The sequence below is a fragment of the Streptomyces sp. NBC_00483 genome (genome assembly GCF_036013745.1).
GTDB lineage: Bacteria > Actinomycetota > Actinomycetes > Streptomycetales > Streptomycetaceae > Streptomyces.
The window spans coordinates 2,660,948-2,683,688 of sequence record NZ_CP107880.1 but is presented as its reverse complement, the minus strand read 5'-3'; the positions used below and the strand labels follow the sequence as shown (position 1 = coordinate 2,683,688).

Sequence of the window (22,741 nt, the reverse complement as noted above, 5' to 3'; positions counted from 1 at the left end):
AGCCTGTTTCGGTGGTGTAAAACAACCACCTGATGAGGTGACCGGGGCCGGTGAGGGCTCGTTGGCCCGGCGCGGAAGCACCGTTTCCGCACCGTCAACTCGCCCCCTCCATAAGGCATTTCAGTGGACCTCGTCTCGTCGGTGACGGCATCCGTCACCGCCTCATCCCGACCCAGAACCATCCGCACACGACTCCTGCGCATCCTCGCCCTGGCCACGGCCGTGCTCCTCGCCCTGCTCGGCTTCTTCGCGGCCGAGCAGATCTCCGGCTACCGCAACGCCGCGGCGACCGCCGCCGACGCCCGGCTCGAGGTCACCCTCCAGGGGCTCGTCCACGAGCTTCAGAAGGAGCGCGGCCTCACCACCGGATACGTCGGCGGGGTGCGGCAGTTCAGCGCCAAGCTGCCCGCCCAGCGCAAGTCGACCGACACCGCGCGCGTCGCCCTTCAGGACGCGCTCGACGAGCGGGGCACCTCCGCGGCCGCGTCCGACGCGCTCGGGCGGCTCGACTCGCTCGCCGGGATCCGCAAGGGCGCGGACGACGGCTCCGGGCAGGTGAAGCCCACCTTCGACTACTTCACGCACACCATCGCCGAGCTCGTGGGGCTCGGCCGGGCCCTCGACGACGTGGCCGACGGACCGCTGCGCGACTCCTACCAGTCACTCCAAACCCTGGGCTCCGCCAAGGAGTTCATGGGGCAGGAGCGGGCCATCGTGCTCGGCTCGGTGCGGGCCGGCGGGCACTTCCGCGGCGACGACTACAGCGCCTTCATGGAGATCCGCTCCGGCCGGCTCGCCGCGCTCGACACCTTCCCGCGCACCGCGACGGACGCGCAGGAACGCCGCCTGGACGCGGCGCTCGGCACGCCCGACGCCGAGCGGGCCCTCGGCTACGAGTCGACCGCCGTGCACGGTGCGGGCCGGCTCAGCCCCCGCGACGTACCGCCCTCGGCCTGGTGGGACACGATGACGTCGACCATCAACGGGCTGCGGGACGTGCAGGTCTCCATCGGGGCCGACGTCGAGAACAGGGCCGCGCAGCTGGAGAGTTCGGCCCAGCGCGACCTGCTGCTGTTCGTGCTTCTCGCGCTCGCCGTCATCGCCGCCCTCGGCGCGCTCGCCTACGACTGCGTACGCTCCGTGTCCGCGCCGCTCACCGGGCTCGCCCGGGAGGCGCGCGAGGTGGCGGGGGCGCGGCTGCCGCAGGCCGTCGCCGCCGTGCAGACGGCCGGCGACGCCTCGCCCGAACCGCCCGCGCCGCTCGCCCTGGACGCCCGCGCGGGCGCCGAGGTGCGGGAGGTCGCCGACGCCTTCGACCGGGTGCAGAGCGCCGCCTTCGACCTCGCCACCGAGCAGGCCGTGCTGCGCAGGAACGCCACCGACTCGCTGGTCAGCCTCGGGCGGCGGAACCAGAACCTGGTGCGCCGGCAGATCAGCTTCATCAACAAGCTGGAGCACGAGGACGCCGACCCCGACACCCTCGCCAACCTCTTCGAACTCGACCACCTGGCCACCCGCATGCGCCGCAACGCCGAATCCCTGCTCGTCCTCGCGGGCGAGTCGAGCCCGCGCACCTGGTCGACGCCGCTGTCCGTCACGGACGTGCTGCGGGCCTCGCTGTCCGAGGTCGAGGAGTACCGGCGGGTCACGCTGCGGCGCGTCGAGCCCGCCCACATCTCCGGCTCGGTCGTCGCCGAACTCTCGCACCTGCTGGCCGAGTTGGTGGAGAACGCGCTCAGCTTCTCGCCGCCGGACTCCGACGTCGAGATCGAGGGGCGGCGCACCAGCGAGGGCTATCTCGTCGCGATCGTCGACCACGGGCTCGGCATGGACACCCGGGCCCTCGCCGAGGCCAACGTACGGCTCTCCGGGAACGCCAGCTTCATGGCCGAACCCACCCGGTTCCTCGGCCACTTCGTGGTCGGCGCGCTCGCCCGCAAGTGCGGGATCGAGGTGCGGCTCGGCGAGGCGCCCGCCGCCGGTGTGGTGGCCCGGGTTCTGGTGCCCGCGGGGCTGCTCACGGAGGCCAGGCCCAAGGTCGGGAAGGCCGAGATCGCCGACATGGGCGAGAAGGCCGGGAAGCCCGAGGAGTCGGCCGTGCGGCCCGCCACGCTGCCCGCCCCTCGCAAGGAGGCCCGGACGCCGGTCGCCGCGGGAGCCGAGGCCAAGTCCCGTACGAAGACCGCCGGTTCGGCGTCCTCCGCCTCCCGCACCCGCAACGGGCTGGTCAAACGGCCGCAGCGCAGCGCCATCTCCAAGGCCGTGCACGAGACGGCCCCGCCGCCGTCGTCGCCCGCGCCCGAAGGACCCGCCGCGGAGCGCACCCCCGATGGCGTGTCCGGGATGCTGTCGGGCCTGCGCAGCGCCCATATGCGCGGCTCCATCAGCGTCGAGAAGGAGCGCGCCGCCACGCAGAAGAAGGCCGCCGCGCAGGAGAACACCGAGGCCGGGGACGGCGCCGAAGGGCAGGACGACACCAAGTGACCACCGTCGACACGCGGGGCGACTCGCAGACCTTCAACTGGCTGCTCGCCAACTTCGTCCGCTCCACCGACGGTGTGCGCGATGCCGTCGCCGTCTCCTCCGACGGGCTGCTCATCGCGGTGTCGGACGGGCTCGACCGCACCGAGGCGGACCGGCTCGCCGCCATCGTGTCGGGCCTTTCCAGCCTCGCCCGCAGCGCCTCGAAGCGGTACAGCTTCGACGGCGTGAAACTCATCATGATCGAGATGGGGCGCGGCTTCCTGCTCGTCTCGGCGATCCGCGACGGCAGCTGCCTCGGCGTGCTCGCCGACAGCAGCGGTGAACTCGGGCTCGTGGGCTACGAGATGGCAGTCCTCGCCGAACGGGCGGGAGACCTCCTCACGCCGACGCTCATCGCCGACCTACGGGAGACGCTGCCGCGATGAGCGAACCATCCGAAGTGCCGGACGAGGGGCAGTTCGTCCGTCCCTTCATCATCACCGGTGGGCGCTCCCTGCCCGCGCAGTCCGATCTGCGCCTGGAGACCCTCGTGGTCGCGCTCGACGCGGCGGAGGGGGCCGCGCCGCTCGCGTTCGAGCACCAGCGCATCGTGACGTTGTGTCAGGAACCCACGACCGTCGCGCAGGTCGCGGAGGCGGTGGGGGTTCCGCTCGGAGTCGCCAAGGTGCTCGTGGCCGACCTCGTCGTCGGCGGCCGCCTGTCGTGTTCGCAACCCGCGGAGCTGCCGCTCCACACCCTCGAAAGGATCAGGGACCATGTCAGGGCGCTCTGAACGCATCGCCCCGCTGGCCGTGAAGATCGTGGTCAGCGGTGGGCTCGGCGTCGGCAAGACCACGTTCATCGGGGCGGTCTCCGAGATCGAACCGCTGGACACCGAGGCCTCCATCACGCAGGTCTCCGTGGGCGTCGACTCGCTCGACGGGGTCGAGGACAAGACGACGACCACGGTCGCCCTCGACTTCGGCCGCATCACGCTCGATCCGACCCTCGCGCTGTATCTGTTCGGCACACCCGGGCAGGACCGGTTCTCGTTCCTCTGGGACGACCTGGTGGAGGGCGCCCTCGGGACCGTGGTGCTCGTCGACACCCGGCGGATCGAGGACTGCTTCCCCGCGCTCGACTACTTCGAGGCGCAGGGGGCGCCGTTCGTGCTCGCCGTGAACCGGTTCGAGGGTGCCGAACGGTTCGAACTGGCCGAGATTCGGGAGGCGTTGGGCATCGGCGACGAGGTGCCGGTCATCGAGTGCGACGCCCGGACCCGGGCGTCCGTACGCGATGTGCTCGGCGCGCTGATGGACCAGGTGATCGGGGTGCGCACGCGGCCACGGCGGGTGCCTGCGCTGTCCCGTTGACCCGGAACGCCCCCGCCCCGCACTTCCTCCAGCGGGGCGGGGGCGTATTGCGGAGATCCGGCGGAAGTCCAAAAGGCGCTCTTGTGCAGGCAGTTGAGCGGGCGAATACTCCCGTTCAGCGATTGTCAGGAGCACGACGTGTCCGGAATCCGGATCCTCGCCGTGCGCCTGGCTGCGCCTCACGGGCCCCATCCCCACGAGGGCCCCCGACTTCCCTATGGGAGGAACGAGCAGTGAGGATCAAGCGCAGTACCCCCCGCAGCGGCAGAGCCAGATCGACCCGGCTGATCGCCGTCGGTTCCGGTCTCCTCGCCGTGGCAGCTTTCGCGATTCCCTCCGCCAACGCGTCCGACACAGCGAACACGTTCAGCGCAGCGGAACTCACGCAGACCCGCGACGCGGTGCGCTCCGCCGATGTCGCCGGCACCGCGTGGGCCGTCGACGCCAAGACCAAACAGGTCGTCGTCACCGTCGACAGCACGGTCTCGCAGGCCGAGATCAACAAGATCCAGAAGGAAGCGGGTGACACCGCGGGCGCACTCAAGATCGAGCGCACGGCGGGCACCTTCAAGAAGCTGGTGTCCGGCGGCGACGCCATCTACGCGAGCAGCTGGCGCTGCTCACTCGGCTTCAACGTCAAGAACAGCGCAGGGGCCTACTACTTCCTGACCGCCGGTCACTGCACCGACGGCGCCGGGACCTGGTGGTCCAACTCCGGTCACACCACGACCGTCGGCAGCACCACCGGGTCCAGCTTCCCCGGCAACGACTACGGCATCGTCAAGTACGCGACCGGGGTCTCCACGCCTCCCGGCATGGTCGGCAGCGTGGACATCACGCGTGCCGCCACGCCGTCCGTGGGCACCACCGTCACCCGCCGCGGCTCCACCACCGGCATCCACAGCGGCCGGGTCACCGCCCTCAACGCCACCGTGAACTACGGCGGCGGCGACGTCGTCTCCGGCCTCATCCAGACCACGGTCTGCGCCGAGCCCGGCGACTCCGGCGGCCCGCTGTACGGCGGCTCCACCGCCTACGGCCTCACCTCCGGCGGCAGCGGCAACTGCTCCTCCGGCGGCACCACGTTCTTCCAGCCGGTGACCGAGGCACTCAGCGCGTACGGCGTGAGCGTCTACTGATCCGACCGCTCCACCTCGCGTCACGTTCGGCAGCCGCAGCCAGCAGCAGGAGCCCCCGTCCGGCCATTTCGGCCGGGCGGGGGCTCTCCCTGTGTGCGGGCTCTCCCTATGTGTCCCTTACGGGGCTACCGTCGAAGTACACGCCTTTTGCGCCCACTTCGGACCCTGGGGGACCGTGAGATGGTCGAGGAACTGGTGACGGCGGGAGTGGCCGTCTTATGCGCCGGCGGGGTCTACGTGATGTCCGCGGCGCGGGTCGTCAAGCAGTACGAGCGCGGGGTGGTGTTCCGGCTCGGCCGGCTCACCCGGTCGGTGCGCGGGCCGGGGTTCACGATGGTCGTGCCGTTCGTGGACCGGCTCCGTAAGGTCAACATGCAGATCGTGACGATGCCGGTGCCCGCGCAGGACGGCATCACGCGGGACAACGTGACGGTGCGGGTGGACGCCGTCATCTACTTCAAGGTGGTCGACGCGGCCGAGGCCGTGGTGCAGGTCGAGGACTACCGGTTCGCCGTCTCGCAGATGGCGCAGACGTCGCTGCGCTCCATCATCGGCAAGAGTGATCTCGACGATCTCCTGTCGAACCGCGAAAAGCTCAACCAGGGCCTGGAGTTGATGATCGACAGCCCGGCCGTCGGCTGGGGTGTGCAGATCGACCGGGTCGAGATCAAGGACGTATCGCTGCCGGAGACCATGAAGCGGTCGATGGCCCGGCAGGCCGAGGCCGACCGTGAACGGCGGGCCCGCGTCATCAACGCCGACGCCGAGCTGCAGGCCTCGAAGAAGCTGGCCCAGGCCGCCGAGGTGATGTCCGACCAGCCGGCCGCGCTCCAACTCCGGCTGCTGCAAACCGTGGTGGCGGTCGCTGCCGAGAAGAACTCGACGCTGGTGCTGCCGTTCCCGGTCGAGCTCCTTCGCTTCCTGGAGCGGGCCACGCCCGGGGACGCGGCGCACGCGGCGAAGGCGGCCGTCACCCAACTCGCCGAGGGGGCACTGCCGGGGCTCACCGAGACACCGGCGCCCACGCCCGTGTTCGAGAAGAAGAGCGCGGCGGGCACCCCCGAGCCCGTGGTCAACGGTGAGCAAGCAGGGGCGAAATCCGGACAGGACTAGACCTCGCCCTCCGCTCATCCGCGGGTGCACGGTGTGTTTGCAGTGGGGATCGACGTGCGGCGCGGGGGCGCACCCAAGTGGTGAAGGGCGTACGACGTTTGGCGAACGCGCGTCCGGAAGTCGACCTTGTGTGCTCCCTGTGACGGTCGGGATAGTGGGCCCGTCAGCCTCACGGATCCGGTCCGTCCCCACTCGAACCGGTATCCCAACCCCCCACAGGAGGACGTGAGTTGAAGCACCGACGCATACCCAAGCGGCGCGCCGCAGTGGTCGGAGCGGGAATCTTCGCCCTGGCCGCAGCGGGCATCACCTTCCAGACTGCGAACGCCAGCACCGACGCACCCGACCTGGTGGCCCAGAAACTCTCGATCGCCAAGGCCGGAACTCTCGCCTCGAGCCTGACCAAGGACCTGGGCGAGGAATCGGCGGGCAGCTACTACGACGCCAAGACCAAGCAGCTCGTCGTCAATGTCCTGAACGACGAGGCCGCGCAGACGGCGCAGGCCGCCGGCGCGAAGGCCAGAGTCGTCCAGAACTCGCTGGCCGAGCTCAAGGGCGCACGGACGACCCTGAAGCAGGACGCGACCATCCCGGGCACGTCCTGGGCCGTCGACCCCGCCACCAACAAGGTCGTCGTCACCGCCGACCGCACGGTCAAGGGCTCCGACTGGAACCAGCTCACCGGGGTCGTCGAGAAGCTCGGTGGCAAGGCCGAACTCAAGCGCAGCCAGGGCGAGTTCAAGCCGTTCATCGCGGGCGGCGACGCCATCTCCGGTGGTGGCGGCCGCTGTTCCCTCGGCTTCAACGTGACCAAGGGCGGCGAGCCGTTCTTCCTGACGGCGGGCCACTGCACCGAGTCGATCTCCACGTGGTCGGACTCCAGTGGCCAGGAGATCGGCACGAACGCCGACTCCCAGTTCCCGGACAACGACTTCGGGCTCGTGAAGTACTCGGCCGACGTCGACCACCCCAGCGAGGTCAACCTCTACAACGGCTCCGCGCAGCAGATCACCAAGGCGGCGGAAGCCACCGTGGGCATGAAGGTGACCCGCTCCGGCTCCACCACGCAGGTGCACGACGGCACGGTGAAGGGCCTGGACGCCACCGTGAACTACGGCAACGGCGACATCGTCAACGGCCTCATCCAGACCGATGTCTGCGCCGAGCCCGGTGACAGCGGCGGCTCGCTCTTCTCGGGCGACTCGGCGGTCGGCCTCACCTCCGGCGGCAGCGGCGACTGCACGTCGGGCGGCGAGACCTTCTTCCAGCCGGTGACGGAAGCGCTCTCCGCCACGGGCACGGAAATCGGCTGACCGGCACGTTTGTACCCCGCCCCCGGGAGACCGGGGGCGGGGCTTTTTTCGTGGCCGAAGGCCGAGACGTACAGGGCGCCCGAGCGGCTCCAGGACATCGCGAAGATGCTCGGCCTGTCGGCGGCCACTCCCGAGGAGGGCGTGGAGTCGTACGCGAAGGCGGTCGAGGAACTGCGCGAGCGGTGCGGGATCGTCACGATTCGGCGGGCTCCGTCGCGGCCGCCGTCCGCACACCCCGCCGCTTCTCGCGCAGGCCCGACACGAGCAGCGTCGCGGCGATGCCCACCACCGCCCACGCGGACAGGACGAGCAGGGACTGGGTGAGGTCGTTGCCCTTGAAGTAGGCGATGGAGCGGGCCGCCCAGGTGCCCGCGCCCGGCGGCAGCCAGGGGCCGATCGCCTGCCAGAACGGCGGCAGCATCGGCAGCGGGAAGGCGCCGCCCGCGCTCGGGTTGCCCGCGACGACGATCAGCAGCACCGCGAGACCGATGCCGACGACGCCGGTGAGTTCCTCCAGGGCGAGCGTGATCGCGCCGACCGCGAGGGTGATCAGGGCGCCGAGCCCGGCCAGGCCCCAGAAGGATCCTGGCAGCGCGCCCAGGATCGAGTCGCCGATGATCAGCGAGCCGCCGATGCCGCCCACGATCGAGAAGACCGCGAGCGAGCCGAGCCGGATGGCGGCGCGCTGCGGGCTCGCCGGCTTGGACCCGGCGCTGATCGACATGATCGAGGCGCACAGATAGCCGCCGACGCACCAGCCGACGACGAGGTAGAAGGCCGAGAGGCCGTCGAAGTCCTGCACCGATGCCGGCGCCACGTCGACGGTCTTCACCGTGCGCTGCTGCTGGGCGTCGATCGTGGTGGCCAGCCCCTCCAGCGCGGACGCCAGAACGGTGCCGCCGCCGGACGCGACGTAGAGGGTGTCCTGCGCGCCCTTCGCGTGGAACACCAGGGCGCCGTCGATCTCCCGGTTCAGGACCTGCTCGCGCGCCGTCTTCGCGTCCTTGACCACCCGCGCGTCGAGCGGGGACCCCTGCAGCTTGTCCAGCTGCTGCGCGAGCTGCTTCGCCGCCGCGGGCTGCGGCGCGACGACGCCGAACGCGACGTCCTTCGGCTTCGGATTGTGCAGCGCGCCCACGTACGAGGTGATGAACAGGAGCTGGAGAGCCAGGACACCGATGACGAGGAGCGCGGCTCTGGGGGTGACGGCGTTCTTGAACTCTTCGGCGAACTTCATGCCTCAACGCTCGGGTGAGGCCCCGGCTCATGCAGTCGGGGAGGGCCGAACGGGTGGGTGGCGGGTTCCTGGGCGGTGGCTCCCGGGTGGCGGTTTCGACTCGCACAAGTATTCGAACATGGTTTACGGTGAGGGCATCGGCCCTGATGAGGCTGGTGTGACAGGTCGGATAGAGGGGGGAGTAGTGGCGAGGTGGTTCGGATGCGGGGTTTTACGCATCTGCACACCGCCTCAGGCTTCTCCCTGCAGTACGGGGCCTCGCACCCGGACGCGCTCGCCGAGCGGGCCGCCGCGCGCGGCCTCGACGCGCTCGCCCTGACCGACCGGGACACCCTCGGCGGCGCCGTCCGCTTCGCCAAGGCCGCGAGCCGGGCCGGCATCCGGCCACTGTTCGGGGTGGACCTCGCCGTGGCCGCGCCCGTCGAGGCGGCCGAGCGCACCGAACGGCGGCGCGCACCGGCCAGGGGCGGCGCGTTCGTCGACGAGACGGCGCAGCGTGTGGCGTTCCTCGCCCGGGACGGCGCGGACGGCTGGGCCGAACTGTGCCGGCTCGTCACCGCGGCGCACCGGGATGTCACCGCCGTTTCCGGACAGGGCCGCCGCCCGCTGCTGCCCTGGGACGCGCTCGGCGAAGAGGGCGCGGAGCACGTTTTCGTACTGCTCGGCCCCGACTCGGACGTCGGCCGCGCGCTCGCCGCCGGTCGCCCGGACCGCGCGGCCCGGCTGCTCGCGCCCTGGCGGGAGCGGTACGGGAGCGCGGCGCTGCGCATCGAGGTCGTCTCCCACGGCCTGAGCGGCACCGGACCCGGCTCCCTGCGGCACGCCACCCGCGCCCTCGGATTCGCCGCGGACCAGGGGATCGCCCCCGTACTCAGCAACGCCGTCCGCTACGCCGACGCCGGACAGGGGCCGGTCGCGGACGTGCTTGACTCCGCGCGCCGCCTGGTGCCGATCGACCCGCGCGGCACGCTCGACAGCGGCGAGCGGTGGCTCAAGCCCGCAGGGGACATGGCTGACATCGCCCTGAAGGTGGCCGAGGCCGCCGGATACCGCGAGAACACCGCGCGCCGCCTCCTCACCGTCACCGAGGAGACCGCCCAGGCCTGCCGTGTCGACCCCGAGGACGACCTGGGGCTCGGCCGGGTGCACTTCCCCGAACCGGACCTCGTCGGCGCCGCCCGGCGCACCCCCGACCGGGTGCTTCGCTCGCGCTGCGATGCCGCGATGCTGGCCCGCCGCTACGACTACAAGCGCCGGTACTGGGAGCGCCTGGAGGACGAGCTGGGCCTCATCGAACGGCAGGGCTACGCCTCGTACTTCCTCACCGTCGCCCAAGTGGTGTCCGACACGCGGGAGTTGGGCATCCGGGTCGCCGCGCGCGGCTCCGGCGCCGGCTCGCTGGTCAACCATCTGCTCGGCATCGCCACCGCCGACCCGGTCGAACACGGGCTCCTCATGGAGCGCTTCCTGTCCGAGCAGCGCATGGAGCTGCCCGACATCGACATCGACGTGGAGTCCGCCCGCCGCCTGGAGGTCTACCGGGCGATCCTGGACCGCTTCGGGCCCGAGCGGGTGGCGACCGTGTCCATGCCGGAGACCTACCGGGTCCGCCATGCCGTACGAGATGTGGGCCTCGCTCTCGGCATGGAGCCGGCCGAGGTGGACCGGCTCGCCAAGTCCTTCCCGCACATCCGCGCCCGCGACGCCCGCTCCGCGCTCCAGGAGCTGCCGGAGCTGCGCGGCATCGACCCGGAGGCGTATGGGGGGAGCAGGATGTGGGACCTGGTCGAGGCGCTCGACGCGCTGCCGCGCGGGATCGCCATGCACCCGTGCGGGGTGCTGCTCTCCGACACGACCCTGTTGGGGCGCACCCCGGTCGTGCCGACCAGCACCGAGGGCTTTCCCATGTCCCAGTTCGACAAGGAGGACGTGGAGGACCTCGGGCTGCTCAAGCTCGACGTGCTCGGGGTGCGGATGCAGTCCGCGATGGCGCACTCGGTGGGGGAGATCGAGCGGGTGACCGGCCGGCGTATCGAACTCGACGACCCGGAACAGGTGCCGCCGGGCGACCCGAAGACGTATCAACTCATCAAGTCCTCCCAGACCTTGGGCTGCTTCCAGACCGAGTCGCCGGGCCAGCGCGATCTGCTCGCGCGGCTGCTGCCCGAGACCTTCCACGACCTGGTCGTGGACATCTCGCTGTTCCGCCCCGGGCCGGTCGCGGCCAACATGGTCGACCCGTTCATCAAGGCACGGCACGGCAAGCAGGCACCCGCGTACCCGCATCCGGATCTGAAGGACGCGCTGGAGGAGACGTGCGGCGTGGTCGTCTTCCACGAGCAGATCATCCGGATCCTGCACGTGATGACCGGGTGCAGCCTCGCCTTCGGCGACTACACGCGGCGGGCGCTCTCGAAGGCGGACCAGGTCGGGCGGGTGCGGACCTGGTTCGGGCGGCAGGCGCGGGGGCGCGGATACGCGGAGGAGGTCGTCGAACGGACCTGGGAGATCATCGAGGCGTTCGGTGCGTACGGGTTCTGCAAGGCGCACGCCGTCGCGTTCGCCGTGCCGTCGTACCAGTCGGCATGGCTGAAGGCGCACCATCCGGCCGCGTTCTACGCGGGGTTGCTCACGCACGACCCCGGCATGTACCCGAAGCGGCTGCTGCTCGCGGACGCGCGGCGGTGGGGGGTGCCGGTGCTGCCGCTCGATGTGAACGCGTCGGACCCGGCCTATCGAATCGAACTGGTGTCTGATGGTGGGGATGGTTCCGGCCGTTTCGGCGGTTTCGTTCACGGGATCCGGCTTGCGCTCGACGATGTGCGCGGCATGAGCGAGGCCGAGGCGGAGCGGATCGTCGCGGGGCGCCCCTACGTCTCGCTCCAGGACTTCCTCTCCCGCGCCCGCCCGTCCCGGCCGGTCGCCGAACGACTCGCGCAGGTAGGCGCGTTGGACGCTTTTGGTCGCAACCGGCGGGACCTGATGCTGCACATCGCCGAGTCGCAGCGGAGCGGGCGGGGCGGTGCGCAGGGGCAGTTGGCGCTCGGCGAGACCGACGCGGCCCCCGACACGGTCGCCCCCGCCCAGCTGCCCGACCTCGACGACGTCGAACGGCTCGGCGCCGAGCTCGGCGTGCTCGGCATGGACACCTCGCGCCATCTCCTGGGCGACCACCGGGAGTTGCTCGACGAGCTGGGGGTGGCCTCCGCGCACCGGCTGAAGGATCTGCCGCACGGGCAGGTGGTCCTGGTCGCCGGCGCGAAGGGCGCCGTGCAGACGCCGCCGGTCCGCTCCGGCAAGCGCGTCATCTTCACGACGCTCGACGACACCTCGGGCCTTGTCGACTGCGCGTTCTTCGAGGACAGCCACGACGCGAGCGCGCACACCGTCTTCCACTCCTGGCTGCTGCTCGTACGCGGCGTGGTGCAGCGCAGGGGCGGCGGCAGCGGCAAGGCGCTGTCGGTCACCGGATCCGCCGCCTGGGACCTGGCCGAACTGGCCGAACTGCGCCGCACGGGCGGCCTGTCCGCGGTGACGGACCGGCTCACCGCGGAGCGCCCCGCGACGGACACGGCGGTGGACGGCCGCAGCATCCGCCTGGAGACGGGCTACGACCTGCATCCCTGGGCGGACCTTCAGCCACCCGGCGAACCCGTCAAGCAGAGCCGCAAGTTGTGGCATCAGAGTCCGGGGAGCGCGGGATGACGCGGACGACGCGAGGAAGTGAGGAAGCGGTGCCGACGCAGATCCTGTACGTCCACTTCCACGACCTGGTGGACGAACAGCTCTACCTCCATCTGCTCTCCCTGCTGGCCGAGTTCACGCCCCTCGTGCAGGCGCTGCCGCCGGACGCCGCGCTCGCCGATGTCACGGGCGGCCTGCGCTACTTCGGCACGGACGCGGTGGCTCTGGCCGAGCGGATCCGGGCACGGACCGGAGGTCTTTACGGGCTGCGTTCGACCATCGGCGTCGCCGCGAATCCGATGCTGGCCCGGATGGTCGCCGTCGACGGGCCGCCGTCGGCGGTACGGGAGTTGCCCGACGACCTGGACGCGGTCGCCGCCTTTCTCGCCCATAAGTCCGCCGCCGCCCTGCACGGCGTGGGGCCCGCGACCGCCCGCACCCTGTCCTCGTACGGCCTCGACAGCGTCGGCAGGATCGCCGCCGCGCCGCTCGGCACCCTGCAGCGGATCCTCGGCGCCGCCGCGGGGCGCCGACTGTACGACGCGGCCCGCGGACTCGACCCGACACCGGTGGTCCCGGCGGCCCCGGCCCGCTCGATCCGCGTCGAACACGACTTCCCGCAGGACGAGTTGGACCGCGACCGGCAGCGCGCCGCACTGCTCGCCCTCACCGACCGGCTCGGCCTGCGGCTGCGCGCCGAGGAGCAGACGACCCGCTCCCTCACCCTCACCGTCCGCTACGTGGACCGCAGCGCGACCACGCGTACCCGCGCCCTGCGTGAGGCGTCCGCCCACACCCCGACGCTGACCTCACTCGCGTACGAACTCCACGACCGGCTCGGGTTGCAGCGGGCCCGGGTCCGCTCCATCGCCCTGCGCGCCGACCGCCTGGTCCCGGCCGAACTGGCCTCCCGGCAGCTCCTGTTCGACCCGACCGACGAGCGGGACCGCCGCATCGAGGACGCGGTCGACCGCGCCCGAAGGAAATTCGGCCCGACCGCGATCCGCCCGGCCGCTGCGCCCCCGCACGCGGCCTGACCGGACGGCGCTACCGGGCCCACGGCGGAGCGATACGCGTCCCGTCCGCCAGCTCCGCCTCAAGACCCACCGATGTCGTCACCCACATCGTCGCCGGCTCGTCCGCAGGGTTCTCCACCCCGAGCGCCGTGCCCGCGTTCACGATCGCGGTGTCGCCCGGCGCGAGGGTGTGCGGGGTGCCGTCGAGGGAGAGTCGCAGGGTGCCGGTCAGCAGGTGGAGGATCTCCTCGCGGGAGACCGTGTGTGCGGGCCCCTTCGTGCCCGCGGGGATCTCGCCCCGCCAGGCGCACAGCTCCTTGCTGCCGGTGGCGGGGGTGGCGTACGAGACGAAGCGGACGCCGTGCAGTTCGTGGACGACGGCCTCCGAGGCGCGGATCACCGGCATGGCTTCTCCTTCATGGCTTGTCTTGACGGCTCTTCTTGCACGATGGCCAAGCGGCTTGTCTTGCGGGATGGTCAAGCTGCTTGACCATATAGTCAGGCTGCTTGACCATCTCGTCAAGGGTGTTTGAATGGCCGCGTGCAGAACGCCGAAGCCCTGAGCCTGACCTCCGCCCTGCTCGCCGCCGCGAGCGAGTTGACGCGACGTATCCACGAAGGGGTCGTGGCCAGGGGGTTCGGCGACATCCGGCCCGCCCACGGCTTCGCCTTCGTGCGGCTCTCCTACGGGGACGCCACCGCCACGGAACTCGCCGCCCACCTCGGTGTGACCAAGCAGGCCGCGAGTCAGCTCGTCGACGAGCTGGTGCGCAAGGGGTATGCCGAGCGGCGGCCCCATCCGCAGGACGCGCGGGCCCGGCTCGTCGTGCTGACCGGGCGCGGGTGGGACTGCACTCGGGCCGCCGAAGAGGCCGCCGCCGAAGCGGTGCGGCCCTGGGTGGAGCGGCTCGGGGAAGGGGAGGCTCACGCGCTCGCGGAGCGGTTGCTCGCCATTGCGCCCAACGGGCCGATCCGGCCCACCTGGTGACGGTCCGTCCGATCCATGCATGAGGACCGCCGCCTCCCGAAGAACAGGGAGACGGCGGTCCGGTCGATGGCGCTGCGGTCAGCGGCCGTGGCGGCCGGTCGCCGTCGCGCGGCGGCGCATCGAGGCGAACAGGCCCGCCGCGCCGATCGCCAGGGCGGCCGCGCCACCCATCGCGATGTACGGGGTGGTGGAGTCGCCGCCCGTCTCCGCGAGGTTCTGCGAACCACCCTGCGCGGCGGGGGAGTTGGCGTCGGCGGCGGGCGCGGCCGACTCGTGGGTCTTGTGGGTGTCGTCGCCCATGTCCATGCCGCTGTGGTCGACCGTCGACTTGTCGGCGTCCGCCGCGATCTGCTCGTCCGAGGGCGTCGTCGCCTCCTTCGTCGTGGCGGAGGCGGTGGACGCGCCGCCGTACGTCACGTCCGAGCAGGAGTAGAACGCCTCCGGGCTGTCCGAACGCTGCCAGATGCCGTAGATCAGCTGGCGGCCCGTGCGGTCCGGGAGCTTTCCGGAGAACGTGTAGTAGCCGCCCGATGCCGTCGGGTCCGTCTTCGTCGCGACCGGGTTCGCCAGGTCCAGGTCGGACCACTTCAGCGGCTTCGACGGGTCGTAGCTCTGCTTCGTCATGTAGAGGTTGAAGGTGCCCTTGTGCTGGGCGGTCACCTTGTACTTGAAGGTGTACGAGCCCGCCGAGACCTTCGTCGCGGGCCAGTCGTCGCGGGCCAGGTCCATGCCCTTGAACTCGTCGGAGTTCGCAGAGCACAGCTTGCCGTCGGGGATGTTCTCCTGGGACTTGCCGCCGGCCTCGCCGTCACGGATGCCGTTCCAGTCGTACAGGGCCTGCGGGCCGCCCTCGGCGACCGCCGCCTTGCACGCCGCCGACGTGGGGCTCTCGGCGCCCTCCGCGTAACAGGCGGCGACCCGGCTGGCCGGATCGCCGAGCGTGCCGTGCGCTGCCGCGGGCGTAGCGGACAGGGCGGTGAGGGCGAGGGGGATCGCTCCGACCGTGGTGAGCGCGGCGAGCTTGCGACGGCTTGCGGGCATGGGGGTACTCCTTGATCGAGTGCATTGGGTGCACCGAGTGCATCGAGTGCATCGGGGGGTGCGGCAAGGAAGTTAGCCCGAAAAAACGCACTGTTCGGCCCTTGGGAGCGCTCCGAGTGGATCTTTATGGCCCCCTTAAGACGCCCCTCAGACTCCGCTCAGGACACCCACGCGTACCGCCCTCGGGGCGCCCATGCGTCCCGCCTCAGGACACCCACCGATACCGCCGCTCCGGCCGCCCCGTCCCGCCGTACCGGAGTGACACCCGCGCCCGCCCCGTCCCCGCGAAGAACTCCAGGTACCGGCGCGCGCTCACCCGCGACAGCGAGCCCGCCTCCTGGGCGCACTCCGTCGCCGACAGGCCGTCCGGGTGGGCGCGCAGCGTCTGCTCCACCAGGTCCGCGGTGTGCGCGGCGAGGCCCTTCGGCAGTTCCCGCGAACCCGGCGGGCGGGCGCCGAAGATCTGGTCGACGTCCTCCTGACGCGCCTCGTCCAGATCGTCGAGGCGGGTCCGCAGCGCCGCCACATGCCTCAACTGCTCCTGCAGCGCGGCCTGGTTGAACGGCTTGATCAGATAGTGCAGCGCCCCCGCCCGCAGCGCCGCCCGCACCACCTCCGCGTCCCGCGCCGCCGTGATGAACAGCGCGTCCACCGCGGTACGGGCCGGATCCCGCTCCTCCGCGGCCCGCAGCGTCCGCAACACCTCGATGCCGTCCATGTCCGGCAAGTACACGTCCAGGAGCACCAGATCGGGCCGCAGCGACTCCGCGGCACGCAGCGCCTCCGCGCCGCCGTGCGCCACCCCGGCCACCACGAACCCGTCCATCGCGGACACGTACCGGCTGTGCAGCTTCGCAACCATGAAGTCGTCGTCCACGATCAAGACCTTGATCAAGACCTTTGTCACTGGCGCAGAGTAGGTGCGCGACCACAAGGACCACAACGTCCGTTGCTTGCGGAAGGGAGACAGCTTGTTAACGCGTGGGCAACATGTGGGCCACCTCACAACCAGCCCGCCGTCAAAACGATCCCAAGAAGTAGGTGGCACACGTGCGCCTGCGCACACCCCTCGCCCTGCTCGGGGCCGCGCTGCTCGTCCTGGTGGGGCCGCCGCTGCTCACCACGGGCAGCGGCGCCGACACCGGCACCCAGATCCCCGGCCTGCGCCTCATGGTCCCCAACACCCCCGGCGGCGGCTACGACATCACCGCGCGCACCGCCGCCAAGAACGCGGAGGACGCCGAACTCACCCACAACGTCGAGGTGTTCAACCTGCCCGGCGCCGGCGGCACCGTCGGCCTCACCCGCCTCGTCGGCGAACACGGCAACGGAAAACTCGCGATGTCCATGGGCCTCGGCGTCGTAGGAGCGGCCCGCTCCAACCACTCCCCGAAGACCCTCGCCGACACCACGCCCATCGCCCGGCTCACCGAGGAGCCCGATGTCGTCGTGGTCGCGAAGGACTCCCCGTACAAGAACATCAAGCAGCTCATCGACGCCTGGAAGAAGGACCCCGGCAAGCTGCCCGTCGGAGGCGGCTCCTCGCCCGGCGGCCCCGACCATCTGGCGCCCATGCTGATGGCGCGCGCCGCCGGCATCCAGCCGAAGAAGGTCAACTACGTCCCGTTCGACGGCGGCGGCGAACTCCTCGCCTCCATCCTCGGCAACAAGGTCGCCTTCGGCGTCTCCGGCGTCGGCGAGTACCTGGACCAGATCAAGAGCGGCGAACTGCGCCTCCTCGCCGTCACGGGACCCGAACGCGCCGCCGGCCTCGACGGGCCCACGCTCAAGGAGTCCGGCTACGACGTGAACTTCACCAACTGGCGCGGCATCGTCGCCCCGCCCGGCCTGTCCGGCACCCAGCGCGACAAACTCACCAACCTGGTACGGAAGTTGCACGCCTCCAAGGAGTGGAAGAAGTCGTTGAAGACGAACGGCTGGGACGACGCCTTCCTCGTCGGCGACGACTTCGGGACGTTCCTCGACGCCGAGGACAAGCGGGTCGTGTCCGTACTGAAGGAGCTGGGCCTGTGAATCCGGTAGAGCCCGTGACCGCCACCGAGACCCGCCCGGACGAGGCCACGCGCACGTCCTGGCTGCGCGAACACTCCGAACTCGGCGTCTGCGTCCTGCTGTTGGCGCTCGGCCTGCTCGTCCTCACCGACGCGCTCACCATGAACGTCGACATCGCCCAGCGCGGCCCCGTCGGCCCGAAGACCGTGCCGATCGTCGTCGGCATCGGGCTGCTCGCCGTCGCCGTCCTGCTCGCCGTCGACGTACTGCGCGGCGGCAGGGGAGAGGCCGAGGCCGGCGAGGACGTCGACCTGTCCGAACCCGCCGACTGGCGCACCGTGCTGCTGCTCGCGGGCGTCTTCCTCGCCACCGCCGTGCTCATCGAACCGCTCGGCTTCCCGCTCGCGGGCGCGCTGCTGTTCTGGGGCGCGGCGTACGCGCTCGGCAGCCGCCACCTCACCCGCGACCCCCTGATCGCCGCCGGGCTCTCCCTCCTCACCTTCGTCCTCTTCAACAACCTGCTCGGCGTCCCCCTGCCGGGCGGCCCCCTGATGGAGGTGCTGTGACCCCATGAACGCCCTCAACTCCCTCCTCGACGGCTTCGGTACGGCCCTCACCCCCATCAACCTCCTCTGGGCGGCGATAGGCGTCCTGCTCGGCACGGCCATCGGCGTCCTGCCCGGCATCGGCCCCGCGATGGCGGTCGCCCTGCTGCTCCCGGTGACGTACGGACTCGAACCCACCGGCGCGTTCATCATGTTCGCGGGCATCTACTACGGCGCCATGTTCGGCGGCTCGACGACCTCGATCCTCCTCAACACCCCGGGCGAGAGCGCCGCCGTGGTCGCCGCCATGGAGGGCAACCCCATGGCGAAGTCCGGACGCGGCGCGCAGGCCCTCGCGGCCGCCGCCATCGGACACTTCGCCGGCGGCATGATCGGCACGATCCTGCTGGTCGCCCTCGCCCCGAAGGTCGCCTCGCTCGCCGTCGACATCGGCGCGCCCGACTACTTCGCCATCATGGTCCTCGCGTTCATCGCGGTGACCTCGGTGCTCGGCTCCTCCCGCGTACGCGGCCTCGCCTCACTCCTCATCGGACTCACCATCGGCCTGGTCGGCCTCGACCAGATGACCGGCCAACAGCGGCTCACCTTCGGCTCGTTGCAGCTCGCCGACGGCGTCGACGTCGTCATCGTCGCGGTCGGCCTCTTCGCCATCGGCGAGGCCCTGTGGGTGGCCGCCCATCTGCGCCGCACGAGCGGCGAGGCGATCCCGGTCGGCCGCCCCTGGCTCGGCACCTCCGACGTGAAGCGCACCTGGAAGTCCTGGCTGCGCGGCCCGCTCATCGGCTTCCCGTTCGGCGCGATCCCCGCGGGCGGCGCCGAGATCCCCACGTTCCTCTCCTACGTCACCGAGAAGCGCCTGTCCAAGCACAAGGACGAGTGGGGCAAGGGCGCCATCGAAGGCGTCGCGGGCCCCGAATCGGCGTCCTCGGCATCCGCGGCCGGCACCCTGGTCTCGATGCTGACGCTCGGCCTCCCGACCACGGCGGTCGCCGCGGTCATGCTCGCGGCCTTCCAGCAGTACGGCATCCAGCCCGGCCCGCTCCTCTTCGAACGCGAACCGGAACTGGTCTGGGGCCTCATCGCCTCCCTCTTCGTCGGCATGGTGCTGCTCCTGGCCCTGAACCTGCCGCTGGCCCCCGTCTGGGCGAAGCTGCTGCGCATCCCCCGCCCGTACCTCTACGCCGGCATCCTCTTCTTCGCCGCGGTCGGCGCGTACGCGGTCGGCGGCGAGGCCATCGACCTCGTCATCCTGCTGGTCATCGGCCTCATCGGCTTCGGCATGCGCCGCTACGGACTCCCCGTGCTGCCCGCCGTCATCGGCGTCATCCTCGGCCCGAACGCCGAGCAACAGCTGCGCCGCGCCCTCCAGATCAGCGACGGCAGCGTCAGCGGACTGGTCAACACGCCGTTCTCCGTGACGGTCTACGCGGTCGTCCTGCTCATCGTGGCGTGGCCGCTGCTGAAGAAGCTGGTGGTGCGCGGGAGGGGAAGTGACGTAAACAGGACGGCATGACCAACGAGAGCCGAGAAACCGCGATCCGCCGGGCGACGGCCGCGGACGTGCCCGCCGTCAAGGCGGTCACGGACGCGGCGTACCACCACTACATCGAGCGCATCGGCGTCGTGCCCGCGCCCATGGAGGCCGACCACGCGGCGAACGTGACGGCGGGCCGCGTGTACGTCACCGGGGAACCGGACGTGCTCGGCCTGGTGGTCGTCGAGGCCCGCCCGGACCACCTCTTCCTCGACAGCATCGCGGTCCACTCCGACGCCCACGGGCAGGGGGTGGGCCGCCGCCTGCTCACCTTCGTGGAGGAGCATGCGCGTGCTCTTGGGCTGTTCGAGGTGCGGCTGTACACGAACGCACTCATGTGGGAGAACCAGGAGCTGTACCCGCGCTACGGATACGAGGTCGTGGAGCGCCGCGCGGACGGCCCCTACGACCGCGTCCATTACCGCAAGCGGCTGGGGTCGTCCTGACGGATCAGGGTCTCGGGTCTCAGCAGCATCCGTCCGGCCCCGCTCACTCGTCCGGCCACCACGTCTTGCGGACGTCCTTGCGCACTTCGGGGCGGTCCTGCTTCATGTCGGCCGTGTCTTCGCGCAGTCGGCGCGTGATGGTGCTCGCCCCGGTCGGCTTGTGCATGGTCACTCGGCGCATGGTGCCTCCTGTACCTGCCTACACGCGTTCCAACGTTGCGTCGTTGTAGACCTTTTCCCGGAGCGTGGCCCTTCGAAGCGCAATTGTCAGTGGCGGATGTCACGGTGGGGCCATGACGACATATGGGGGAACGTCCGAAGGCGCGATCGACTGGGACGCGATGGCGGGGGAGTTCGACGACGAACCCGACCATGGGCTGCGGGATCCCGAGGTGCGTGCCGCCTGGGCCGAGAGGCTTGCCGGGTGGCTGCCGGAGGAGGCCGGTGACGTGGTCGACATCGGCTGCGGGACGGGGAGTATGTCACTCCTCGCGGCCGAGCGGGGGCATCGGGTGACCGGAGTGGACAGTGCGCCGGGAATGCTGGAACTCGCCCGGCGCAAGCTCGTGGGGCGCGACGCGGAGTTTCTGCTCGGGGACGCGGCGGAGCCGCCGGTGGCGGCGGGGGCGTACGACGTGGTGCTCGCACGGCATGTGTTGTGGATGCTGCCCGATGTCGCGGCCGTGCTACGGCGGTGGGTTTCGCTGCTGCGGCCCGGTGGGCGGCTCGTGCTGGTGGAGGGGGTGTGGGGTGAGGTGAGTCCGGCCGGGATACCTGCGGCGCGGCTGGCGGACGTGCTCGCGCCGCTCGTCGCGGACGTCCGGCGGGAGCCGCTGTCGGGGGACGCGCGGCTGTGGGGGCGGGAGGTCGCGGACGAGCGGTACGCGGTGGTTGCTGTTATGTGAGCGGTTGGCGGGCGAGCAGGGCGGTGAACCCGCCCTGCTTGGCGAGGCGTTCGAGGTCGTCCAGGGCCCGCGTCGCCGCCTGTGCGGCGGCCGGGTCCCGGTCGGTGAGGCCGCTGTCGGCGAACTCGTCCTCGTCCAGGCGGATCACCTGGCTGCCGTCCGCCGACACCCACAGGTCGAGGTCGAGGTCCTCGGAGCGGATGTCGCCGTCGTCGGTACGCACGGCGGGGCGCGTGATGTCGCAGTACCAGCCCTTGAGGGAGCCGTCCGCCGCGCGGACCTCCTTCACCGCGTACCAGCGGTCGCGCCAGTAGTACTCGGTGAAGACGTCGCCGGGGGCGAACTGGACGAAGCCGAAGTCGCGTACGCCGTCGCCCGCCCAGGGGCCGCGGACCGTGATGCGGGTGCCGTCGTCGTGGAGGAGGTCCACCGGGTAACTGATCTTTGTGCGGCCCGCTTTGATCAGGTGTACTTGGAGGGCGTTGTCAGTGAGGGAGGCTGAGGGCGAGGGTGCGGACATGGCGGATCTCCGTCGTGTCGAGTGTGTAGCCGAACCATTTGTTGATCGCGAGCATCGGTTCGTTGCCGGCGTCGTTTCCCGTGTACGCCACGGTGATGCCGGCCGCGCGGGCCCGGTGCAGGGAGTCGTTCTTGGCGAGCTTGGCGAGGCCGCGGCCGCGGAAGGCGCGGGCCGTGCCGGTCATGCCCGAGAGGTAGCGCCCTTCGCCGTCGGTGAGGGCCGCGGTGAAGGCTGCCGGGGTGCCGTCCACGACTGCGACCGTCGTCAGGTCGTGGTTGAGGAGGGGCTGGTGCCAGGTGTCGCGCAACCACTGGTCGTAATCGGTGAGTTCGGCCTGGATGTCGCCCGGTTCGTCGCTGGTGGCCTCCGCGTCCAGGTGGAAGAGGGGGCGCGGGTCCGCCGCGTAGTCGGAGGCGGTGCGCAACTCCACGTTCGGCGGAGGGAGTTGGCGGGGTGGGAGGGTGTCGGCCGTGAGGTCGAGGCGGAGGAAATGGGCGCTGCGGCTTGCGCGGTAGCCGCGGGCGGCGGCCCAGGCGAGATTGCGCGGGGCGTCCAGGGCCCAGCAGTGCACCTCCGTGGCGCCGTGCTGGGCGAGATGCTCCTCCGCCGTGCGCAGGAGGAGGGTGCCGGCGCCGCGGCCCGTGTGCTCCGGGTGAACGTATACGTTCGCGTAGCCCTGGCCGGGTTCCGGGCTGTCGTACGCGACGCCCACCTGCGCCGTGCCGATCATCTCGCCGTCGCCGGTCTGCGCGAGCAGTTGGCGGTAGTGGGCGTCGGGGTGGGCGTTTGCGGCGGCGTACGCGACGGAGGCCGGGGTCGCGAGCATGGCGGGGAGGCAGGCGCGGCGGATCCGGGCGAAGGCCTCGGTGTCGGCCGGACGGTCGAGGTGCAGCGCGCGCACGATCACGGTCATGGGGGCGCACGCTACGCGCCGCGCGCCACCGGGTGCCTCCTATTTTTCGGTGCTGCGGGAGAATCGACCGCGTGACCTTGAAGATCCGCATTGACGACAGTGCCGCGCCCTACGAGCAGGTGCGGGCCCAGATCTCCGAGCTCGCCCGGTCGGGGGTGCTGCCCGTCGGGTACCGGCTGCCCACGGTCCGCGGGCTCGCCGAGGAGCTCGGCCTCGCCGCGAACACGGTGGCCAAGGCGTACCGGGCCCTCGAGACGGACGGGGTGATCGAGACGCGGGGGCGCAACGGCACGCTTATCGCGTCCGCTGGGGATGCGGCGGAGCGGGAGGCGTCGGCGGCGGCGCAGGCGTACGCGGAGCGGGTCCGGCGGCTTGGCCTGTCGGAGGACGCCGCCCTCTCCGCGGCCCGGGACGCGGTGCGCGCGGCGTACGCGTAGGCGGGGCAAATCCAGCCCCGCCGGCGATTGAGGCGCGGGG

Annotated in this window: 23 protein-coding genes; 16 read left to right on the top strand and 7 right to left on the bottom strand. The window is 71.2% G+C overall.

Annotated elements, in window-relative coordinates; all coding sequences use genetic code 11:
• Window positions 1-123 precede the first annotated feature (123 nt).
• From OHA73_RS11750 to OHA73_RS11720, 7 genes are all read left to right on the top strand, one after another.
• Window positions 124-2,484, top strand: coding sequence for a sensor histidine kinase (locus tag OHA73_RS11750; protein WP_267070966.1), 2,361 nt, complete (start codon window positions 124-126; stop codon window positions 2,482-2,484).
• Window positions 2,481-2,909, top strand: coding sequence for a roadblock/LC7 domain-containing protein (locus OHA73_RS11745; RefSeq protein ID WP_266721255.1), 429 nt, complete (start codon window positions 2,481-2,483; stop codon window positions 2,907-2,909). Before OHA73_RS11750 ends, OHA73_RS11745 begins: the two co-directional genes overlap by 4 nt.
• Window positions 2,906-3,256 (top strand): DUF742 domain-containing protein, encoded by a 351-nt coding sequence (locus OHA73_RS11740; protein ID WP_266721257.1) that lies wholly within the window; start codon window positions 2,906-2,908, stop codon window positions 3,254-3,256. The genes OHA73_RS11745 and OHA73_RS11740 overlap by 4 nt, the downstream gene beginning before the upstream one ends.
• The gene (locus OHA73_RS11735; RefSeq protein WP_327655010.1) at window positions 3,240-3,836 is read left to right on the top strand and encodes a GTP-binding protein; all 597 of its coding nucleotides are present in this window, start codon (window positions 3,240-3,242) and stop codon (window positions 3,834-3,836) included. The genes OHA73_RS11740 and OHA73_RS11735 overlap by 17 nt, the downstream gene beginning before the upstream one ends.
• A gap of 233 nt (window positions 3,837-4,069) precedes the next feature.
• The gene (locus OHA73_RS11730; protein ID WP_327655009.1) at window positions 4,070-4,975 is read left to right on the top strand and encodes a S1 family peptidase; all 906 of its coding nucleotides are present in this window, start codon (window positions 4,070-4,072) and stop codon (window positions 4,973-4,975) included.
• Between the two features lie 180 nt (window positions 4,976-5,155).
• The gene (locus OHA73_RS11725; RefSeq protein WP_266721261.1) at window positions 5,156-6,088 is read left to right on the top strand and encodes a slipin family protein; all 933 of its coding nucleotides are present in this window, start codon (window positions 5,156-5,158) and stop codon (window positions 6,086-6,088) included.
• A 230-nt stretch (window positions 6,089-6,318) separates the two neighbouring features.
• Entirely contained in the window at window positions 6,319-7,401 is a 1,083-nt protein-coding gene (locus OHA73_RS11720; protein ID WP_266721262.1) for a S1 family peptidase, read from the top strand.
• 193 nt (window positions 7,402-7,594) lie between these two features.
• On the opposite strand, the gene OHA73_RS11715 is transcribed toward OHA73_RS11720, so the two are convergent.
• Window positions 7,595-8,638 carry a DUF3533 domain-containing protein gene (locus OHA73_RS11715; RefSeq protein ID WP_327655008.1) on the bottom strand — a complete coding sequence of 348 codons (1,044 nt, stop codon included), beginning with the start codon at window positions 8,636-8,638 and terminating at the stop codon, window positions 7,595-7,597.
• 201 nt (window positions 8,639-8,839) lie between these two features.
• Between OHA73_RS11715 and OHA73_RS11710 the strand changes: the two genes are divergently transcribed.
• Both OHA73_RS11710 and OHA73_RS11705 read left to right on the top strand, forming a co-directional pair.
• The gene (locus OHA73_RS11710) at window positions 8,840-12,343 is read left to right on the top strand and encodes a DNA polymerase III subunit alpha (protein ID WP_327655007.1); all 3,504 of its coding nucleotides are present in this window, start codon (window positions 8,840-8,842) and stop codon (window positions 12,341-12,343) included.
• Complete coding sequence (locus tag OHA73_RS11705; protein WP_327655006.1) at window positions 12,340-13,359, top strand: DNA polymerase Y family protein; 1,020 nt, start codon at window positions 12,340-12,342, stop codon at window positions 13,357-13,359. Before OHA73_RS11710 ends, OHA73_RS11705 begins: the two co-directional genes overlap by 4 nt.
• Before the next feature lie 10 nt (window positions 13,360-13,369).
• On the opposite strand, the gene OHA73_RS11700 is transcribed toward OHA73_RS11705, so the two are convergent.
• Entirely contained in the window at window positions 13,370-13,744 is a 375-nt protein-coding gene (locus OHA73_RS11700; protein ID WP_267070971.1) for a cupin domain-containing protein, read from the bottom strand.
• A gap of 135 nt (window positions 13,745-13,879) precedes the next feature.
• On the opposite strand from OHA73_RS11700, the gene OHA73_RS11695 reads away from it, so the two are divergent.
• Window positions 13,880-14,326: a MarR family winged helix-turn-helix transcriptional regulator gene (locus OHA73_RS11695; protein ID WP_267070972.1), complete on the top strand. Its 447-nt coding sequence runs from the start codon at window positions 13,880-13,882 to the stop codon at window positions 14,324-14,326.
• Window positions 14,327-14,404: 78 nt separating this feature from the next.
• Here the strand turns inward: OHA73_RS11695 and OHA73_RS11690 are convergent, their stop codons facing one another.
• Complete coding sequence (locus OHA73_RS11690; protein WP_327655005.1) at window positions 14,405-15,367, bottom strand: lytic polysaccharide monooxygenase auxiliary activity family 9 protein; 963 nt, start codon at window positions 15,365-15,367, stop codon at window positions 14,405-14,407.
• A gap of 205 nt (window positions 15,368-15,572) precedes the next feature.
• Window positions 15,573-16,262 carry a response regulator gene (locus tag OHA73_RS11685; protein WP_327658449.1) on the bottom strand — a complete coding sequence of 230 codons (690 nt, stop codon included), beginning with the start codon at window positions 16,260-16,262 and terminating at the stop codon, window positions 15,573-15,575.
• A 155-nt stretch (window positions 16,263-16,417) separates the two neighbouring features.
• Between OHA73_RS11685 and OHA73_RS11680 the strand changes: the two genes are divergently transcribed.
• From OHA73_RS11680 to OHA73_RS11665, 4 genes are read left to right on the top strand one after another with little or no spacing between them, the layout of a single operon-like run.
• On the top strand, window positions 16,418-17,401 hold the full coding sequence (locus tag OHA73_RS11680) for a Bug family tripartite tricarboxylate transporter substrate binding protein (RefSeq protein ID WP_327658448.1): 984 nt from the start codon (window positions 16,418-16,420) through the stop codon (window positions 17,399-17,401).
• A 14-nt stretch (window positions 17,402-17,415) separates the two neighbouring features.
• Window positions 17,416-17,946, top strand: coding sequence for a tripartite tricarboxylate transporter TctB family protein (locus tag OHA73_RS11675; RefSeq protein WP_443063207.1), 531 nt, complete (start codon window positions 17,416-17,418; stop codon window positions 17,944-17,946).
• Between the two features lie 4 nt (window positions 17,947-17,950).
• A complete protein-coding gene (locus OHA73_RS11670) occupies window positions 17,951-19,459 on the top strand; it encodes a tripartite tricarboxylate transporter permease (protein WP_267070973.1) in 1,509 nt (502 codons plus the stop codon).
• Window positions 19,456-19,926, top strand: coding sequence for a GNAT family N-acetyltransferase (locus tag OHA73_RS11665; RefSeq protein WP_327655003.1), 471 nt, complete (start codon window positions 19,456-19,458; stop codon window positions 19,924-19,926). The genes OHA73_RS11670 and OHA73_RS11665 overlap by 4 nt, the downstream gene beginning before the upstream one ends.
• 43 nt (window positions 19,927-19,969) lie before the next feature.
• Here the strand turns inward: OHA73_RS11665 and OHA73_RS11660 are convergent, their stop codons facing one another.
• On the bottom strand, window positions 19,970-20,107 hold the full coding sequence (locus tag OHA73_RS11660; protein WP_267070975.1) for a hypothetical protein: 138 nt from the start codon (window positions 20,105-20,107) through the stop codon (window positions 19,970-19,972).
• Between the two features lie 112 nt (window positions 20,108-20,219).
• Here OHA73_RS11660 and OHA73_RS11655 point away from each other — a divergent pair, with 112 nt between their 5' ends.
• Window positions 20,220-20,831, top strand: coding sequence for a class I SAM-dependent methyltransferase (locus OHA73_RS11655; RefSeq protein ID WP_327655002.1), 612 nt, complete (start codon window positions 20,220-20,222; stop codon window positions 20,829-20,831).
• Here OHA73_RS11655 and OHA73_RS11650 read toward each other — a convergent pair.
• Together OHA73_RS11650 and OHA73_RS11645 are read right to left on the bottom strand one after the other, a co-directional pair.
• Window positions 20,824-21,351 carry a DUF402 domain-containing protein gene (locus OHA73_RS11650; RefSeq protein ID WP_327655001.1) on the bottom strand — a complete coding sequence of 176 codons (528 nt, stop codon included), beginning with the start codon at window positions 21,349-21,351 and terminating at the stop codon, window positions 20,824-20,826. The two genes, OHA73_RS11655 and OHA73_RS11650, sit on opposite strands and share 8 nt — an antisense overlap.
• Window positions 21,317-22,264: a GNAT family N-acetyltransferase gene (locus tag OHA73_RS11645; protein WP_327655000.1), complete on the bottom strand. Its 948-nt coding sequence runs from the start codon at window positions 22,262-22,264 to the stop codon at window positions 21,317-21,319. Before OHA73_RS11645 ends, OHA73_RS11650 begins: the two co-directional genes overlap by 35 nt.
• A 71-nt stretch (window positions 22,265-22,335) precedes the next feature.
• On the opposite strand from OHA73_RS11645, the gene OHA73_RS11640 reads away from it, so the two are divergent.
• Window positions 22,336-22,701: a GntR family transcriptional regulator gene (locus OHA73_RS11640; RefSeq protein WP_327654999.1), complete on the top strand. Its 366-nt coding sequence runs from the start codon at window positions 22,336-22,338 to the stop codon at window positions 22,699-22,701.
• Window positions 22,702-22,741: the final 40 nt, after the last annotated feature.

Bases quoted from the DNA above. Each gene is read 5' to 3' on its own strand.
- OHA73_RS11725 (WP_266721261.1), top strand. From the start codon at position 5,156: ATGGTCGAGGAACTGGTGACGGCGGGAGTGGCCGTCTTATGCGCCGGC.
- OHA73_RS11670 (WP_267070973.1), top strand. From the start codon at position 17,951: ATGAACGCCCTCAACTCCCTCCTCGACGGCTTCGGTACGGCCCTCACC.
- OHA73_RS11655 (WP_327655002.1), top strand. From the start codon at position 20,220: ATGACGACATATGGGGGAACGTCCGAAGGCGCGATCGACTGGGACGCG.
- OHA73_RS11660 (WP_267070975.1), bottom strand. From the start codon at position 20,107: ATGCGCCGAGTGACCATGCACAAGCCGACCGGGGCGAGCACCATCACG.
- OHA73_RS11715 (WP_327655008.1), bottom strand. From the start codon at position 8,638: ATGAAGTTCGCCGAAGAGTTCAAGAACGCCGTCACCCCCAGAGCCGCG.
- OHA73_RS11700 (WP_267070971.1), bottom strand. From the start codon at position 13,744: ATGCCGGTGATCCGCGCCTCGGAGGCCGTCGTCCACGAACTGCACGGC.
- OHA73_RS11705 (WP_327655006.1), top strand. From the start codon at position 12,340: ATGACGCGGACGACGCGAGGAAGTGAGGAAGCGGTGCCGACGCAGATC.
- OHA73_RS11645 (WP_327655000.1), bottom strand. From the start codon at position 22,264: ATGACCGTGATCGTGCGCGCGCTGCACCTCGACCGTCCGGCCGACACC.
- OHA73_RS11665 (WP_327655003.1), top strand. From the start codon at position 19,456: ATGACCAACGAGAGCCGAGAAACCGCGATCCGCCGGGCGACGGCCGCG.
- OHA73_RS11735 (WP_327655010.1), top strand. From the start codon at position 3,240: ATGTCAGGGCGCTCTGAACGCATCGCCCCGCTGGCCGTGAAGATCGTG.
- OHA73_RS11690 (WP_327655005.1), bottom strand. From the start codon at position 15,367: ATGCCCGCAAGCCGTCGCAAGCTCGCCGCGCTCACCACGGTCGGAGCG.
- OHA73_RS11740 (WP_266721257.1), top strand. From the start codon at position 2,906: ATGAGCGAACCATCCGAAGTGCCGGACGAGGGGCAGTTCGTCCGTCCC.
- OHA73_RS11710 (WP_327655007.1), top strand. From the start codon at position 8,840: ATGCGGGGTTTTACGCATCTGCACACCGCCTCAGGCTTCTCCCTGCAG.
- OHA73_RS11650 (WP_327655001.1), bottom strand. From the start codon at position 21,351: ATGTCCGCACCCTCGCCCTCAGCCTCCCTCACTGACAACGCCCTCCAA.